The sequence below is a fragment of the Phenylobacterium sp. genome (assembly GCF_044372605.1).
Taxonomy (GTDB): Bacteria; Pseudomonadota; Alphaproteobacteria; order Caulobacterales; family Caulobacteraceae; genus Phenylobacterium.
This window is the reverse complement of the sequence record NZ_JBILRO010000012.1, coordinates 1-14,971: the sequence shown is the minus strand read 5'-3', so window position 1 is coordinate 14,971 and position 14,971 is coordinate 1. Positions and strand designations below refer to the sequence as shown.

Below are 14,971 nucleotides of genomic sequence, written 5' to 3'. Positions count from 1 at the left end.
GATGATCAGCACTCTTCGTCTTGATCCCGTGCTGGATCTCAAGGCGGCTCAACCCTTGAAGGTCGCGCTGACGGAGCACCGTGGCGGCGCCCTGCAGCTTGACGCCTCGGGCGTCGATCGCCTCGGTGGCCTTTGCCTCCAGGTCCTCATCGCAGCCCGGAGAGCCTGGTCGGAAGAGGGCCATGACATAACGATCGAACCTCGCTCTGCTGCATTCACTGCAGCAGCCGCCTTGTTCGCTGCTGAAGCCCATCTCGGCCTCAAGGCCGACAATGACGGAGCCGTGCTTTGATCAAGGTCCTTACGGTGGACGATTCACGCACCATGCGAGACATGCTGCGACTGGCCCTGGCTGGCGGTGACTTTGCGGTCACCCAGGCCGTCGACGGCGAACACGGCCTCGAAGTGCTCAGCGAGAGCGGCGCTGACGTGATCATCACCGACATCAACATGCCCAAGCTGGACGGCTTCGGGTTCATTGAACGGGTCCGGGAAGACGCCGACTATCGCGCGACGCCGATCCTGGTGCTGACCACGGAGAGCGACCCGGAAAAGAGGGCCCGCGCCCGCGAGGCCGGCGCGACAGGCTGGATCGTGAAGCCCTTCAACCCCGAAAAACTTCTGGATGTGATCCGGAAGGTCGCGGCCTGACCTCATGGACGAGCTCGAGGAAATCAAGCTCACGTTCTTCCAGGAATGTGACGAACTGATGGGCGATCTAGAAGCCGGCCTTCTGAACATCCAGGGCGGCAATACCGACCCCGAGTTGGTCAATGCCGTGTTCCGCGCGGTTCATTCGGTGAAAGGCGGGGCCGGTGCGTTCGGCCTCGAGGCTCTGGTTCGTTACGCCCACGTGTTCGAAACCCTGCTGGACAATGTCCGTAGCGGCAAGACGGACCTGACCCCGGAGCTTCTGAAGGTCCTGCTCCGGGCTGCCGATGTGCTGGCCGATCATGTGGTCGCCGCAAAAGTTGGCGGTGAAGGTGATCCGGTCACCACCGCCGCCATGGTTGAGGAGCTTGAAAGCTGGATCTCCGGAGTCGCAGCAACAGCAGAGCCGAGCGCCTCCGTACCCGTGCCCGCTCCGTCGCCCGTCGCGGCCCAGCCGAACGATGACGGCATCGTCTTCAAGCCGATCATGCTGTCCATTTCCGAGATGGACGAAAGCCCTTCCCAGGGGGTCTGGGCGATCACGTTCCAGCCGATGGATGATCTCTATTCCAAGGCCAATGAAGCGGGTTTGCTGATCCGAGAGATCGAGCGTCTGGGCGCGATCGAGGTTGAACTTCTGGACGACGCCCTGCCGCTCTTTGACCACCTCGAGCCTGAGTCGGCTCACATCGCCTGGAAGGTGCGATTGACCACTGCGGCCTCCGAAGCCCAGATTCGCGAGGTCTTCGAGTTTGTGGAAGGCGATTGCGCCATCACCATCGTGCGTGAGGCCGCGCCGCAGGCGCCCGCCGCGCCAGGCGGCGGGCCGGACATCGCTGCGATCATCGCGGCGGCTCAGGCCGCGAATGTCGAACCCGAACCCGCCTTTACGCCCCTGAAGGTGGAGATCCCCGAGGTCGCGCCCGCGCCAGCTCCGGTCTCGGTGGCTTCAGCACCCGTTGCAGAGCTGCCGGTCGCCAGGAAGTCAACAGCTGCCCAGGCGGCCCCGGCCGCGGCCGAAAAAGCCAATCAGGCCACCATCCGGGTTGACCCCGAGCGGATCGACAAGCTGATCGACCTGGTCGGCGAACTGGTCATCAACCAGGCCATGCTGGCGCAGCGCGTCGCCGGCCATGGGTTCGCCGCGTCCTCAGACGTCGGACGGGGTCTGGATGAGCTCGAACAACTGACCCGCGACATCCAGGACAGCGTCATGGCGATCCGGGCCCAGTCGGTGAGGTCCGTGTTCCAGCGGATGCCGCGTCTGGTGCGCGAGGTGGCCAGTCAGACCGGCAAGCAGGTTCGCCTGGTCACAGAGGGCGAGAACACCGAGGTCGACAAGACGGTGATCGAGCGGATCTCCGAGCCGATCACGCACATGCTGCGCAACGCCATCGACCACGGACTGGAATCGCCGGAAGAACGTGCGGCCGCCAACAAGCCGGCAGAGGGCGTCGTGCGCCTTGCGGCGCTTCACCGAGGCGGACGGATTGTGATTGAGGTCGCCGACGACGGAAAGGGCATCAATCGCCCCCGCGTTCGTCAGATCGCCATTGATCGCGGGCTGATTTCGGCCGACGCGCAGCTGACCGACGAAGAAGTGGATAACCTGATTTTCCTGCCCGGGTTCTCGACCGCCAACGCGGTTTCGGACATCTCAGGACGGGGCGTTGGTATGGATGTGGTTCGTAAGTCCGTTCAGGGGCTGGGCGGCCGTATCTCCATCAGTTCGCGGCCCGGCCAGGGCTCGACCTTCACGCTCAGCCTGCCTCTGACCCTGGCGGTGCTGGATGGCATGGTCATTGACGTAGCCGGCCAGACCCTGGTGGTGCCCTTGACTGCCATCGTGGAGAGCCTGCGGCCCTCGGCGACGGACGTGAAGAAACTGGGTCCCCAGGGCAGTGTCCTGGCGGTTCGCGATACCTACGTGCCGTTGGTCGATATAGGCCGGGTGCTGAGTTTCCAGACCACCGAGGTGAATCCAGCTGCGGGCGTTGTCCTTTTGGTGGAGAGCGAGGACGGCAGTCGTGCAGCCCTCGTCGCCGATAGCATCCACGGGCAGAGACAGGTCGTCATCAAGTCGCTGGAGTCCAACTATCAGCAGGTGCCCGGCATTGCCGCGGCCACGATCCTCGGAGACGGGCGCGTGGCCCTGATCCTGGACGTCGACGCGTTGGTCGCCATGCGTAAACGCGAGACGCTGCGGGCCCCAGAACCCACAATTCAAGCTGCGGAGTGAACATGAACCAGCAGACAACCCCCGGAGCCAGCCAACGCCGTGAGCTGACCTCGTTCTGGACAGGCGAGCAGGAGTACTGCGTCGACATCATGGCGGTCCGCGAGATCCGTGGCTGGAGCGTTGCAACGCCGCTGCCGCAGAGCCCGCACTACATGCGCGGCGTGATCAATCTGCGCGGCGCCGTCCTGCCGATCATGGATCTGGCGGCGCGCCTGGACCTGCCCGCGACCCAGCCGTCCGAGCGCTCGGTGATCATTGTGGTGCAGGTGGGAGAACGCCTGGTCGGCCTGCTCGTGGACGCTGTGTCCGACATCCTCTCGATCAGTCCGGACCAGATCCAGCCGACCCCGGACGTGGGCTGCGATCAGGTAAAGGCCTTTGTGCGGGGCCTGATCACCATCGATGACCGGATGGTCAGCGAGATCGCCGTGGAGCGCCTGCTGCCGGAAATTGAAAGCCTGGCCGCATGAGTGCGTCCGCCCTCCGACGTTCACCCGACAGGGAGTCGCTGGTCGAGGGCGAGTACAGCTTCACGAGCGAGGATTTCCAGCGCATCTCGGCCCTGATCTACGAACAGGCCGGGCTCGCCTTGACCGAGTCAAAGGCGAGTCTGGTCTATTCCCGGCTGGCCAAACGACTACGGATTCTGGGACTGCCGACCTTCAAGGATTACTGCGCGCTCGTGGCCTCGCCCGCAGGGGCCGAAGAGCGTGGCGCCATGCTCAATTCGCTCACGACCAATGTGACGCGTTTCTATCGCGAGCCGCACCATTTCGATCATCTGCTTGACAAGGTGCTGCGCCCGGCGATCCCGTTCCTGAAGGGCGGCGGCCGTATGCGGCTGTGGTCGGCGGCCTGTTCCAGCGGCCAGGAGCCCTATTCCATGGCCCTGACAGTGTTGTCCGTGCTGCCGGATGCGCCGAAGCTGGACATCAAGATTCTGGCCACCGACATCGATTCCAGGATCCTGGCCCAGGCCCGCGCCGCGACCTATCCGGACGATCTTGTGGATACGCCGTGATCCCGCCGATCGGGACGCCTGGCAGATGGGCGAGGAGGTGCGGTCGCTCGTGAGTTTCAAGGAACTTAACCTGATCGGCGACTGGCCGGTGCGCGGACCCTTCGACGCGATCTTCTGCCGCAACGTCATGATCTATTTCGACGACCCGACACAGGAAAGGATCTGTTCGCGGTTCTCGCCGCTGCTGGCCCCAACGGGCCGCCTGTACATCGGCCACTCCGAGCGCGTCAGCGCCAGAGTGCCCGGCCTGGTATCCGACGGCCTTACGGTCTACCGGCGCTCGGAGTCAGCCAGATCATGAGCGCCGTCCGGGTCGTTGTGGTTGATGATTCGCCCACCATGCGTGGCTTGATTGGCGCGTTGCTCAGGCGCGACCCGGAAATCGACGTCGTGGGTTTCGCCGGGGATCCTCATGAGGCCCGTCAGGCCATCAAGGACCTGAATCCGGATGTGATCACGCTGGACATCGAAATGCCGAACATGAACGGCCTCGACTTCCTTGAGCGGATTATGCGGCTGCGGCCAATGCCGGTGGTCATGGTCTCGACCCTCACCCAGGCCGGCGCCGAGGCGACCCTCAAGGCGCTTGAGCTGGGCGCCGTCGACTGTATCGGCAAACCCTCCAATACCATCGACGCCCGAAGTGGTCTGGGCGAACTGGCCGACAAGGTGAAGTCTGCGGCGAAGGCTCGCGTGCGACCCTCCTCCAAGCCCGCGCCCCGGACGGCGACCGTATTCAGCGGATCGAACGACGTGATCGCCATCGGCGCATCGACGGGCGGCGTCGAGGCCTTGCTGAACGTGATCTCTCATTTCCCGGTCAACTGCCCGCCGACGGTGATCACCCAGCACATGCCGGCGTTGTTTACCAAGAGCTTTGCGGCCCGACTGGATCGCGCGACGCCCGCCAATGTGTCGGAGGCTGTCGATGGCGCGCCGCTACAGCCAGGATTCATCTATCTGGGGCCCGGCGGCGAAACCCATCTCGAAGTGGTGAAATCCGGACCCGGGCTCAGGTGCCGGCTCCGGGAAGGTGAGCCGGTCAGCGGTCATTGCCCGTCGGTAGACGTTCTGTTCGCCTCGGTGGCTGCAGCCTGCGGTCCTGCTGCGGTCGGGGTCATCCTTACCGGCATGGGCCGGGACGGGGCCGCCTCGCTCAAGACCATGCGCAGCGCCGGCGCGCGCACCGTGGGCCAGAGCGAGGAAAGCTGCGTCGTCTATGGCATGCCGCGCGTGGCCCATGAGATAGGCGGCGTCGAGCATCAGGTGACCCTGGACAAGATCGGCCCGATGATTTTGACCCTCGCTGAGAGAAGACGATAGATGCCCGCCGCCTCTGCTTTGTCCGTTCTCATTGTTGATGATCAGCTCACAATCCGTTCGCTGGTGCGCAATGGCCTGCAACAGATCGGCGTGACAAACACCCGCGAGGCCGCAGACGGCGAGGAGGCCGTAGCCGCCCTGGTGGCCCGCCCGGCGCATCTGGTGATCACAGACTTCAACATGCCCAAGCTTGACGGTCTGGGCCTGCTGCGCGCGATCCGGGCCTATGAGCCCATCAAGAACACTGCCGTGATCATGCTGACCGGTCGGGCCGACCCGGAACTGGTTCAGCGCGCGGCTCAATTTGGCGTCAACAACTATCTGGTGAAGCCGTTCACCGTCGCTACCCTTCGCGAGAAGATCGAGGAAGTGTTCGGGGCGTTGACATGAGTCAGGCGGCATTGGCGCCAAGATTTCCCGGCGCGACCAAGTTGCATGTGGTTCAGGGCGATCATTGCGTCTCTTCGGACCCCGACGCGTCGATGTCGACGGTGCTTGGTTCCTGTGTCGCGGCCTGTTTGTACGACCCGGTTCGCGGGGTGGGCGGCATGAATCACTTTCTACTGGCGGACGGTGACGGAGCGGAAGCCATGCGCTACGGCGCCTACGCGATGGAAGTGCTGATCAACGACCTGTTGAAGCTGGGCGCCTCACGCGAGCGGCTCCAGGCCAAGCTGTTCGGCGGCGCCAAGATGATGGAGCGCCTCAACGACATCGGCGCGGACAACGCCCGGTTCGCTCGCCGGTTTCTGGCCACCGAGGGAATCCCGATTGTCGGTGAGAGCCTGGGTGGACGCCGCGCGCGACGCGTCGAGTTCTGGCCCGTAGGCGGTCGGGCCCGCCAGCGTGAGGTGGATCAGTTCGTTGACACTGCGTCCGCCCGCCCGGCGCCACGCCATGTCATTGACGATGAGATCGAGCTGTTCTGATGCCCGGCCCTGCAGGCTCGACAGTGACCGAGGACGGCGCGACTGTCGGTGGCCTGCCGCTGTTCGAACTGATGCTGCAAGTTTCACGCGAATTGAATGCGAATGCAATTGTGGCCATTGATTGCCAAACGATGATATCCGAAATTGGCCCAGAGAGACTCTCAAACAGTATAATCGAGCGCTTGCAGGCTGTTGACTTGCTATCCCAAACGCTGATTGAGATAGCGCAGGTATTGAATCGTGCGGCTGCCTCCTGTCCCGCTGATCTGTGCTTGCCCGAGAGTTTCCTGACGAGTGTCAAGCTTTCGGCTCTTCGGGATCGCCTCGCGGGGACGGCTTCGGATCCGGCGGAACATGCCGACCCCGAACTCTGGTGAGATCAACGGAGCGCCGGCTTGAAGCGAATGCTAGATGGGGATCGACTTAACCTGGAGAACATCCACTTTCTCCTGGTTGACGACAACCAACATGCCCTCGACATCATGGCCCAGGTTGTCTCGGGATTCGGCGTTCGCCGCATGATCAAGGTCGAGGGGCCAGCAGCCGCCCGCCAGGCGATTGCGCGCGGGGGGATCGACATTGTCCTTACCGACGCCCAGATGCCCGGTGAGAGCGGTTATCAACTCACCGAGTGGATCCGCCGGGAGGCGCCGGAGCCGGTGCGTTTCGTGCCGATCGTGATCATTACAGGGCACACCCCGCAGTCCGACGTGACCAAGGCGCGCGATCTGGGCGCCAACTTCACCGTCGCCAAGCCGCTGGTGCCGCGCGTGCTGCTACAGCGCCTGTTCTGGCTCAGCCATGAGGAACGTCAGTTTGTACAGTCCGACGGATATTGCGGCCCGGATCGTCGTTTCAAGCGGCTCGGACCTCCTGCGGGGACTGACGGGCGGCGCAGCGGTGACCTGAAGGGCGCGGTAGGGGAAGCCAGCCAGCCGAATCTCAGTCAAGATCAGATCAACGCATTGATGAAGCCGGCGAAGGTAGTCCTGTGAGTGGTGTCAAGTTTATCCGGGTTTCGAACAAGCTGGCGAAACTGGCGACGGTGGCGAGGGGAAAGGGTGGGCTTGCGGCGGGCGAGGCGGTCAAGCGCGCAAACGTGGCTCTGGCCAGCCTCAAGGACGCCAGCGTGGAGATCATCGATGATCAGCTGGCTCTGATTGAGCAGTTATACGGTTCCGGCAATCCCGACCGCACCTCGCTCTCGTTTGATCGGCTATACGAAAGCGCCTCGCAGATCATCGACGCTGGCGGCGGCCTGCCCAACTCCGGCCTTGAAGAGGCTGCGCGCGCGGTCTGCGAACTGGTGGCGCGCAGTCGCGCCAACAATACCTGCGACTGGGACGCGATCGACGTGCATTTGGCGACCCTGAAGGTGCTGCGGTCGCAGGGACAGAAGCTGACGGCGGCGCAGCGCAAGACCGTGCTGCAAGGCCTGAGCGACGTCACGGCCAAGCGGGCTGGCGAAGCCTGATCCGCAAGGCCCTGCCGGTCAGAAGCCGATATTGATTCTCAGGCCGGCCACGATTGCGTCACGTGCGCCGGGCGCGGCCGAGGGGTTGCGCACATACTGCAGATCCGGCTGGATCCGAATGTTTCTGGTCAACTGATCCGAATAGGTCAGCTCGAACACGGTTTCGGACCGCGCCAGGGGATTGCCGGCGGCAGCTTCGGCGCCACGATAGGCTGTCGAGAGCCAGGCATGGGTGACACCCGCCGTCAGTGTGGACTCAGGGCGTGATGATACCGCCGGCTGAAGCAGAACGCCGGCCTGAAAGCTGGCCCGGAAGGGCGTGGTGCGACCATCAGACAATCCTGCGCGAGCAAAGCCGACGGCCGTTCGGGCGCCGTCCTCTGTCTTGAGGAGGGTCTGCTCAGCCGCGGCATAGGCACCCTCAGCGATCCGGCTAACCGGCGCGCCTGAGCTGTCAATGGTCAGAAGGTCATCCTGCTTCTTGCTCAGCCGCCAGTAGCCCAAAGTCACCCGGCCGTTTCCGGTCCAGCCGGCTTCGGCGACCAGGATCTCGCCGTCGTTGAAGCTGAAGTCCGCGCCACCGTCATCGCCGGGAACGCCGGCCCGTGCGTTGACAACCGCGACCTGAACATAGGTGGCCTCGGTCGGCGCCACTCTCAGCCTGGCGCCAAGCGCCGTTGAGGGAAAGGCGGCCGCGCCACTGGCGGCGAACTCCGGCGCGAAGCCGAAACTGGGGTTCAGCAGAAAACCCGACGCGTCGCTGGTGGCGAACTCGCCGCTCAGGTCCGAAAAGCCGACCCGCAGGTTCACGCGATCCTGCGCCAGCCCGGCCTCAAGCCAGGCCTGATACAGGCGCAAGCGTCGCGCGGAGACTTCAATGTTGTCCACACCCTGCAGTGCGCCTGCGCGCTCACCTGGCGCGCCCCCGCTGGTGTTTGAGCCTTCTATGTGGGCCGAGAAGCCGCCCAGACCCAAAGCGCGATCCAGATCGATGTCCAGCCCGAGGCTCAGGTGGTCCAAGGTCTGTGCCCGTCGCACAGCGCCGCCCTTGACGATGCCGACCGTGTCGAGGCTGTAGTCGATGGTGACGACCAGCGGGCTATCGGGCTTAGGCTCGTCCGCCCACGCGGGGGCCGCAGTCAGGCATCCATAGGTGAAGGCCAGCGCGGCGCCACCGTAGAATAGCAATTTCTTCAGTGTTCGCATCATTACCCACATTTATATGTGTCTGATGCAAGTAATCATACAGTTGAAGTACTAATTTACTGTTCGTTGATATTTAACGCAAGTAAATTGACCATGGTTAAATTTGCATTCCGGTTGTTTCTTGACTCGTCGGATTTGGGTCCATCTCTTGCGTGAGGATCGACTACGGGTTCATAATGGGACACATCATGATGCGGTTCGCAGCCACACTGGTCGCTCTGTCCTTCGTCGTCCTCGGTGAAGCCAGCGCTTCCTCCAATGTCAGCGGTCTCCATGCCGCCGGAAATATTGAATCCCTGCCAACGGTCGGCTTGCTGGTTCGCAACGCCGTGCTGGCGGAATCGGATGGTCGTCGAGAATTGCGCGGGGAGGTTTGCCGCGCGCCGAGCAGGATCGCGACGGGCCGGGTCGGCCTTCAACTGGTTCAGCGCGACGCGTCTGGACGGCTGGTCCAGAACAGCCGTCTGCAACTGCCGACGACTTTGGGAACTGCTGATCGAGCCTGTGCGACCTTCGCCATTCCCATGGCGCAGGCCTTAGCGACGGGAGATTCCGTCAGAGTATGCGCCGACCGTATTGGCGGCGCTCAATGCCCCGCCGCCAACAACTGATCGGCTGCCTGGCCGTACGGGTCGGGACCTGTCCGTTCGGGGTCAGTTCAGAATTCTTCCCAACCGTCTGCCGAGGCGCTGGACGCCGGCGTTCCATTGGCGAACGTCTTGATGCGCGCCTGTGCCTGCGCCACGGGATTGGGCGCGGGGGCGTGTCTGCGGGGATTCGCCAACTGCGGCGCAGCCTGGCTGGAACCGCCCTTTACGATCCTGAAGCGGCTCACGGTCTTGGCCAGGTCTCGGGTTTCACCCTGCAGGTTCGAAGCGGCAGCGGTGGCTTCCTCCACCATCGCGGCATTCTGCTGGGTGAACTGGTCCATCTGGTTGATGGCTGTGTTTACCTGAGCCAGCGCTGTCGCCTGCTCCTGGGAAGACTGCGAGATTTCGCGGATCAGCGAATCGATCTCGGTAACCTTGCCGGCAATCCCCACCAGCGCCTGGCCGGTATCGTCCACCAGCTTCACGCCGCGTTCCACCTGCGCGGAGGACGATGAGATCAACGCCTTGATCTCCTTGGCGGCGTCAGCGGACCTCTGGGCCAGCGCCCTGACTTCCTGGGCGACCACGGCGAAGCCGCGACCCGCGTCGCCAGCCCGGGCGGCTTCCACCCCGGCGTTCAGCGCGAGCAGGTTGGTCTGGAACGCAATCTCGTCGATCACGCCGATGATCTGGCTGATCTGGTTCGAACCGCTACGGATTTCGCCCATGGCCTGAACCGCGTCCGACACGATTGTACCGGACTGTTCAGCATCAAGCGTGGCGCCCGATGCCGCGGCCGCCGCCTGCTTGGCGCCCTCTGCGCTCCGCTTCACGGTGGCGGTGATTTCGTCCAGCGCGGCAGCCGTCTCTTCCAGGCTGGCGGCCTGCTGCTCGGTACGCTTGCAAAGGTCGTCGGTCGCGTGAGCGATCTCCTCCGAACCGCCCTGGATCGCGCCGGTAGCGCTGGAGATCAACTGTAGGGACTCCGCAAGGCCTTCCAGCGCCGCATTGAAGTCCGTCCTGATCTGCTCGTACTGCGGCGGGAACTCAGTCGTGATTTCGCAGGTCAGGTCACCCTGCGCCATCCGGCCCAGACTCTGGGCGAGCGCCTGAACGACGAGGTCCTCGGACTTTGCCCGGCTGAGCCGCTCGACCTCAGCGCGATGCTCATCTGCGCCTATCCGCGCGGCTTCCGCCTCGGTTTCCAGGCGCGCCTTCTCCTCGCCCATGATCCGGAAGGTTTCGGTCGCGCGCGACATCTCGCCGATCTCGTCCGTACGCTCGATCCCGGGAACTTTCTGGACCGTCTCTCCGTTTGCAAGGTTCGACATCGTGTTCGTCAGCCGCGCGACCGGATTCACCACAAGCCGATTCATCAGCAAGACGATGATCAGGCTGACCGCAGCACCGACCAGAAGGGCGACGCCCATGATCATCTGGCCTATTCCGGCCTTGAGATCAGCATCTTTCACATTCTGGGCCGAGTCTGCCTCGATCTTGTCCGAGGCCTCAGCCATCAGCGTCTCAAGGCGTTCGAATTTCGCCTGGAATTCGGGGAGCATCGCCGCCGCCCCCTGAGGGTTCGATCGGGCCAGGTCGACAATGTCCATCCCTATCTTCTGGTAGTCGGCAAGAGGCTGTTTCAGTTCATTCAGCGCGGGTCGGAGACTACCATTGGCCAAGGTCTCGCTGTTCGAGATGGCCTCAGAAAACTGTCTGCCGTGGTCGATCATATCCTGCTTCACGGCAGCGGGATCGATACCAAGCGCGGGATTGGTGGCCAGCAGGGCAGCAAAGGCATCGCCGCGGATCGCGTCGTGCATCATGTCGGCTTCCATGTGGCTGCGCACCAGGCGGGCTGACTGCTCCGTCTGCTTCAATCCAGCGTTCAGGTCAGCCACCGCAAACAAGCCTGCGCCGGCTACCATGCTGGTGAGCATGAAGATCGCAATGCCGGCGACGATCGACTTTTGTTTGATAGTCCGAAACATCACTTTGCCTCAGGATTGAATTATTGTTTTCAGCAACCCTGAGCTGAACGCAAAAGCACGTTACGGGTTGAGGAACGTTGGCGCCGTAAGGTTAACATCCACGAAATGGCGTCGCGACCGGCGCGAGTGATCATGTCACCGTCGTCGAAAGGCTCCTGGCCGTCGTGGGCCGACCCGAGGCGACACCAGGGACCGTGAGTTTCCGCGTCAACATCGCCTCTGTCGCCGCCTTTGAGTACAGCGGCAATGGCGCTGCGTTCTATCCAATCACCGGATCGGCGGTCGTGCGCATGAGCGAGACCCGCGCCAGCGCGGATTGGCCCATGCTCGAAGCCATCGGGGGCAACCCGTTCAAAGGCTCCGGTTGGGTGAGCAAATGCGGGCCCAGATTTCCAGGTCTCCCTCCGCCGGGGCATGAACTGATGGCGTGGATCTTATCGGCAAACTTAGGGGGATGTTTCCAGTTTCAGCCCATCATGCGCCAAGCTGATCGGTCCACCCATGGGGACCGGGGCCGATCTGCGGGGTCAAACGAATATGCCGGAAGCAAATCCGTGAGAGATCGCACTGTAAGAAGCCTGGTGGTGCTTGAGGAGTCAGCCTCAACCGCGCGCGTCCTGAATTTGGCTGCTACGATGCGTAATTCAACGGATGAACCGACACTGAAGGCGCGGCCATTTTTTGAGAACCGCATTCTCAACTCCAGCATCATCGTCAAGCATCGGATTCGGCCCCACGAACTGGAACTGTTCTCGAAGCCGCGGGCGTCGGCGACGAAGATCATGGCGCCGATCGACGGATATGACCTCAAGCTTGGCGCGCGATTCCTTATGGTCGGGCAACGCGACTTCGACGAAACCGCCGAGGAGATGTTCGGAGAAAGTCTGCGATCCGGACGGCGTGATCGTCAGGTGCTTGAACTCATAGACGAACTCCCCTCGCTCGACCCGTTTCTCTTGCGAGAGAATCTGAAAAGAAACGGCTTTGAACCGGCACGCGGCTATTTCGCCATTTCGGATGCCGACGTTGAACGAATGTACGCCTTTGTACGCGCGCAGGTGACGGCGCTCGTAGGTCTCTCGTCAGAGCAATCAGGCGATACAGCGCAAGCGGCGTCCAGACTTGTAGATAAACTCCTGTCAAATTCGCCTGATGAGGGTTTCGGCCCGCTCAAGGAAGGCCTTCGTCTCAGCGACAAGGACTACGCCGACGGCGTTTTCGGATGGCGCGGATTTCTATACTACAAGTGGGTTCTGGATGAGCTGGGGCCACAAATCGGGCAGGTGTTGAAGGAGGTGGCGACCATCCATCCGCGCGGCCCAAAATCTCCGGACTCCAACAACTATCTGCCCAAAGCCCGGAGGCGGCTGGAAGCTGCGATCTCGCAGGCGGTGTACGGCGTCAACAGGATGCTGGCAGTGTACGACAACGCCTACGCATCACTGACGCAGGACGGCCAGCCCACTGCTTTCCGGGATTTCTTGCTCGCCGCGCCCGACATGTTCATGTCGCTGGGCGAGCAGTCCGGCGCGGTCCAGCACATTCTGAGCTTCTGGCGCTACAGGTTCCCCATTGGACGCCGGGTAACGGTCAGTCCCGACGAACTCATGGACATCTTCCTCGACTTCGAAGATGGCCTGCTGTGTGTGAACCAGGACGAAACGTCAAACCAGGCGGCCTGAGGTCATCGATCATGCAGATGGCAGGTTTCCTAACGAAGACGGCGACTGGCTACCGAGACCGTGGCAGAGTCGCCGTTCAAAAGGAGCCCGCTCATGACCTACCCTATTCCAAATGTCTCCACGGACCTGACTGGACAGGTGGCTCTGGTAACCGGCGCCTCGTCGGGTCTGGGCGTACGGTTCGCCCGAACGCTGGCGCGTTGCGGCGCCAGGGTGGCGCTCACCGCGCGGCGGCTGGACCGGCTGGAAGCCCTGGCGGCCGAGATCCGGGCTGAAGGGGGCGAGGCCGTCGCTCTGGAGCTCGACGTCGCCGACGCCGACCAGCTCCTGGCCGTCGTGGGCCAGGCCGAGGCAGCGCTGGGGACCGTGAACATTCTGGTGAACAATGCCGGTATACCTGACGCCCAGCGCGCGGTGAAAATGTCGGTGGACCTGATCGACCGGGTGATCGGGGTTAACCTTCGCGCGCCCTACATCCTGTCCTGCGAGGTGGCCCGACGCCTGATGGCCGCCAAACAGCCGGGCCGGATCGTCAACATCGCCTCTGTCGCGGCCTTTGAGTACAGCGGTAACGGTGCGGCGCTCTATTCGATCACCAAGTCGGCGGTCGTGCGCATGACCGAGGCCCTGGCCGTGGAATGGGCCAGCGCCAACATCAACGTCAACGCGATCGCGCCGGGCGCATTCTCGTCCGAAATGATGGACGGGATGCTTTCACGGGTAGGCGATATTTCGCAGCGCTTCCCGCGCAAGCGCATCGGCGACCCCGCGCAACTGGACTCAACGCTGCTGTTTCTGGTCTCGCCCGCCTCGGAGGTCGTCACCGGCGCATGCATCCGCGTCGACGACGGCCAGAGTGGACGATAGGCGACGCGCCGTGGACAGCGTGGTGATGCCAGACGCGGGGCTCTGCTAAGCGCCTACAATCCAACCGTCGGTCAAGGCCGAGAGCTGCACACCCTGCAGCACCATTTGACCACCTCCGGTCAGCGTTATGACCGTGTCGCCGCCCACCTGGGCCACAGTGTACTGGGCCCCGGGATCGAGATTCACACGGTCGCCTTCCGCTGCGTCGAAGTCGATGACGAGGTCCAGACCGGCCTCACCGAAGGTGTGGAAGAGGTCTGCGCCAGCGCCGCCTGATATGGTGTCATCGCCCTTGTCGCCGGAGACGAAGTCGTTGCCGTTTCCGCCGTTGACGAGGTCGTTGCCCTGGCCGCCCCGGACAATGTCGTCACCGTCGTCGCCAAAACAAGTGTCGTTGCCGGCGTTGCCATGCACGAAGTCGTTGTCCCTGCCCCCCAGCAACTGGTCGCCGCCGCCGCCGCCGCTCAGGCTGTCCGCGCCGGCGTTGCCTTGCAGGTAGTCCATCCCTTCGCCGCCATTCACGGTGTCGTTGCCGGCACCCGCTTCGACCAATTTGCCCGGACTGTTCCCCGTGATCGAGTCAGTGCCGGACGTGCCGGACGTGCCGGGCATCGAGATCGGAGGCGGCGGAGGCGGAAGCAGGTCCGGCTCCCGCGTCGTATCGATCTCATAGTTGTTGGAATCCCTCGTGCCGATCCCGGTGTTGCCGGCGGCGTTGGCGACGCCGGTGTTCGCAAGGGTGATGACGTTGGTGGTGTCGGTCACGTCCGCGTTCGGCGTCAAGGTCGCGGTCCAGGTGATGCCGCCGTCGGCCGAGGCGACCGCGCTCAGTGTGCCGTTGGCGATGGTCAGGTCGGCGTTGGTGAAGCCGGTCACCGCCTCGGAGAAGGTGATGGTCACCGCCGAGGTCTCGCCCGCCAGAAGGGTCGTTTTGGCCACCGCGATGGTCGCGGTCGGCCGCGTCGTATTGATGGCGTAGTTGTTGGAGCTCGTCGTGC

The 14,971-nt window shown here is 63.2% G+C and carries 18 protein-coding genes; 15 read left to right on the top strand and 3 right to left on the bottom strand.

From position 1 onward, the window contains the following. The first annotated feature begins 1 nt into the window (after window position 1). Genes ACIQ42_RS02280 through ACIQ42_RS02225 form a run of 12 tightly spaced genes read left to right on the top strand, consistent with a single transcriptional unit; the run spans window position 2 to window position 7,637 of the window. Window positions 2-292 carry an STAS domain-containing protein gene (locus ACIQ42_RS02280; protein WP_397420603.1) on the top strand — a complete coding sequence of 97 codons (291 nt, stop codon included), beginning with the start codon at window positions 2-4 and terminating at the stop codon, window positions 290-292. Beyond that, window positions 289-651, top strand: a complete 363-nt coding sequence (locus tag ACIQ42_RS02275; RefSeq protein WP_397420602.1) for a response regulator — start codon at window positions 289-291, stop codon at window positions 649-651. The genes ACIQ42_RS02280 and ACIQ42_RS02275 overlap by 4 nt, the downstream gene beginning before the upstream one ends. Before the next feature lie 4 nt (window positions 652-655). Then, window positions 656-2,890 carry a chemotaxis protein CheA gene (locus ACIQ42_RS02270; RefSeq protein WP_397420601.1) on the top strand — a complete coding sequence of 745 codons (2,235 nt, stop codon included), beginning with the start codon at window positions 656-658 and terminating at the stop codon, window positions 2,888-2,890. A gap of 2 nt (window positions 2,891-2,892) precedes the next feature. Next, a complete protein-coding gene (locus ACIQ42_RS02265; protein ID WP_397420600.1) occupies window positions 2,893-3,360 on the top strand; it encodes a chemotaxis protein CheW in 468 nt (155 codons plus the stop codon). Further along, window positions 3,357-3,911, top strand: coding sequence for a CheR family methyltransferase (locus ACIQ42_RS02260; protein ID WP_397420599.1), 555 nt, complete (start codon window positions 3,357-3,359; stop codon window positions 3,909-3,911). Before ACIQ42_RS02265 ends, ACIQ42_RS02260 begins: the two co-directional genes overlap by 4 nt. A 25-nt stretch (window positions 3,912-3,936) precedes the next feature. Continuing rightward, window positions 3,937-4,212 (top strand): CheR family methyltransferase, encoded by a 276-nt coding sequence (locus ACIQ42_RS02255; RefSeq protein ID WP_397420598.1) that lies wholly within the window; start codon window positions 3,937-3,939, stop codon window positions 4,210-4,212. After that, complete coding sequence (locus ACIQ42_RS02250; RefSeq protein WP_397420597.1) at window positions 4,209-5,234, top strand: chemotaxis response regulator protein-glutamate methylesterase; 1,026 nt, start codon at window positions 4,209-4,211, stop codon at window positions 5,232-5,234. Before ACIQ42_RS02255 ends, ACIQ42_RS02250 begins: the two co-directional genes overlap by 4 nt. Then, the gene (locus ACIQ42_RS02245) at window positions 5,235-5,624 is read left to right on the top strand and encodes a response regulator (protein ID WP_397420596.1); all 390 of its coding nucleotides are present in this window, start codon (window positions 5,235-5,237) and stop codon (window positions 5,622-5,624) included. It begins immediately after the preceding gene. After that, window positions 5,621-6,163: a chemotaxis protein CheD gene (locus ACIQ42_RS02240; RefSeq protein ID WP_397420595.1), complete on the top strand. Its 543-nt coding sequence runs from the start codon at window positions 5,621-5,623 to the stop codon at window positions 6,161-6,163. The genes ACIQ42_RS02245 and ACIQ42_RS02240 overlap by 4 nt, the downstream gene beginning before the upstream one ends. A gap of 23 nt (window positions 6,164-6,186) precedes the next feature. Beyond that, window positions 6,187-6,540, top strand: a complete 354-nt coding sequence (locus ACIQ42_RS02235; protein WP_397420594.1) for a hypothetical protein — start codon at window positions 6,187-6,189, stop codon at window positions 6,538-6,540. Between the two features lie 27 nt (window positions 6,541-6,567). Next, window positions 6,568-7,158, top strand: coding sequence for a response regulator (locus ACIQ42_RS02230; RefSeq protein WP_397420618.1), 591 nt, complete (start codon window positions 6,568-6,570; stop codon window positions 7,156-7,158). Continuing rightward, window positions 7,155-7,637 (top strand): chemotaxis protein CheE, encoded by a 483-nt coding sequence (locus tag ACIQ42_RS02225; protein ID WP_397420593.1) that lies wholly within the window; start codon window positions 7,155-7,157, stop codon window positions 7,635-7,637. Before ACIQ42_RS02230 ends, ACIQ42_RS02225 begins: the two co-directional genes overlap by 4 nt. An 18-nt stretch (window positions 7,638-7,655) precedes the next feature. On the opposite strand, the gene ACIQ42_RS02220 is transcribed toward ACIQ42_RS02225, so the two are convergent. After that, window positions 7,656-8,846, bottom strand: a complete 1,191-nt coding sequence (locus ACIQ42_RS02220) for a carbohydrate porin (protein ID WP_397420592.1) — start codon at window positions 8,844-8,846, stop codon at window positions 7,656-7,658. Between the two features lie 185 nt (window positions 8,847-9,031). Between ACIQ42_RS02220 and ACIQ42_RS02215 the strand changes: the two genes are divergently transcribed. Continuing rightward, window positions 9,032-9,454 carry a hypothetical protein gene (locus ACIQ42_RS02215; protein WP_397420591.1) on the top strand — a complete coding sequence of 141 codons (423 nt, stop codon included), beginning with the start codon at window positions 9,032-9,034 and terminating at the stop codon, window positions 9,452-9,454. Between the two features lie 47 nt (window positions 9,455-9,501). On the opposite strand, the gene ACIQ42_RS02210 is transcribed toward ACIQ42_RS02215, so the two are convergent. After that, window positions 9,502-11,424 carry a methyl-accepting chemotaxis protein gene (locus ACIQ42_RS02210; protein ID WP_397420590.1) on the bottom strand — a complete coding sequence of 641 codons (1,923 nt, stop codon included), beginning with the start codon at window positions 11,422-11,424 and terminating at the stop codon, window positions 9,502-9,504. 194 nt (window positions 11,425-11,618) lie between these two features. Here ACIQ42_RS02210 and ACIQ42_RS02205 point away from each other — a divergent pair, with 194 nt between their 5' ends. Together ACIQ42_RS02205 and ACIQ42_RS02200 are read left to right on the top strand one after the other, a co-directional pair. Beyond that, the gene (locus ACIQ42_RS02205; protein WP_397420589.1) at window positions 11,619-13,106 is read left to right on the top strand and encodes a hypothetical protein; all 1,488 of its coding nucleotides are present in this window, start codon (window positions 11,619-11,621) and stop codon (window positions 13,104-13,106) included. Between the two features lie 93 nt (window positions 13,107-13,199). Next, entirely contained in the window at window positions 13,200-13,973 is a 774-nt protein-coding gene (locus ACIQ42_RS02200; RefSeq protein WP_397420588.1) for an SDR family NAD(P)-dependent oxidoreductase, read from the top strand. Between the two features lie 45 nt (window positions 13,974-14,018). On the opposite strand, the gene ACIQ42_RS02195 is transcribed toward ACIQ42_RS02200, so the two are convergent. Then, window positions 14,019-14,971, bottom strand: a 953-nt coding sequence (locus ACIQ42_RS02195; protein ID WP_397420587.1) for an Ig-like domain-containing protein, incomplete at its 5' end; no start/stop codon positions are given.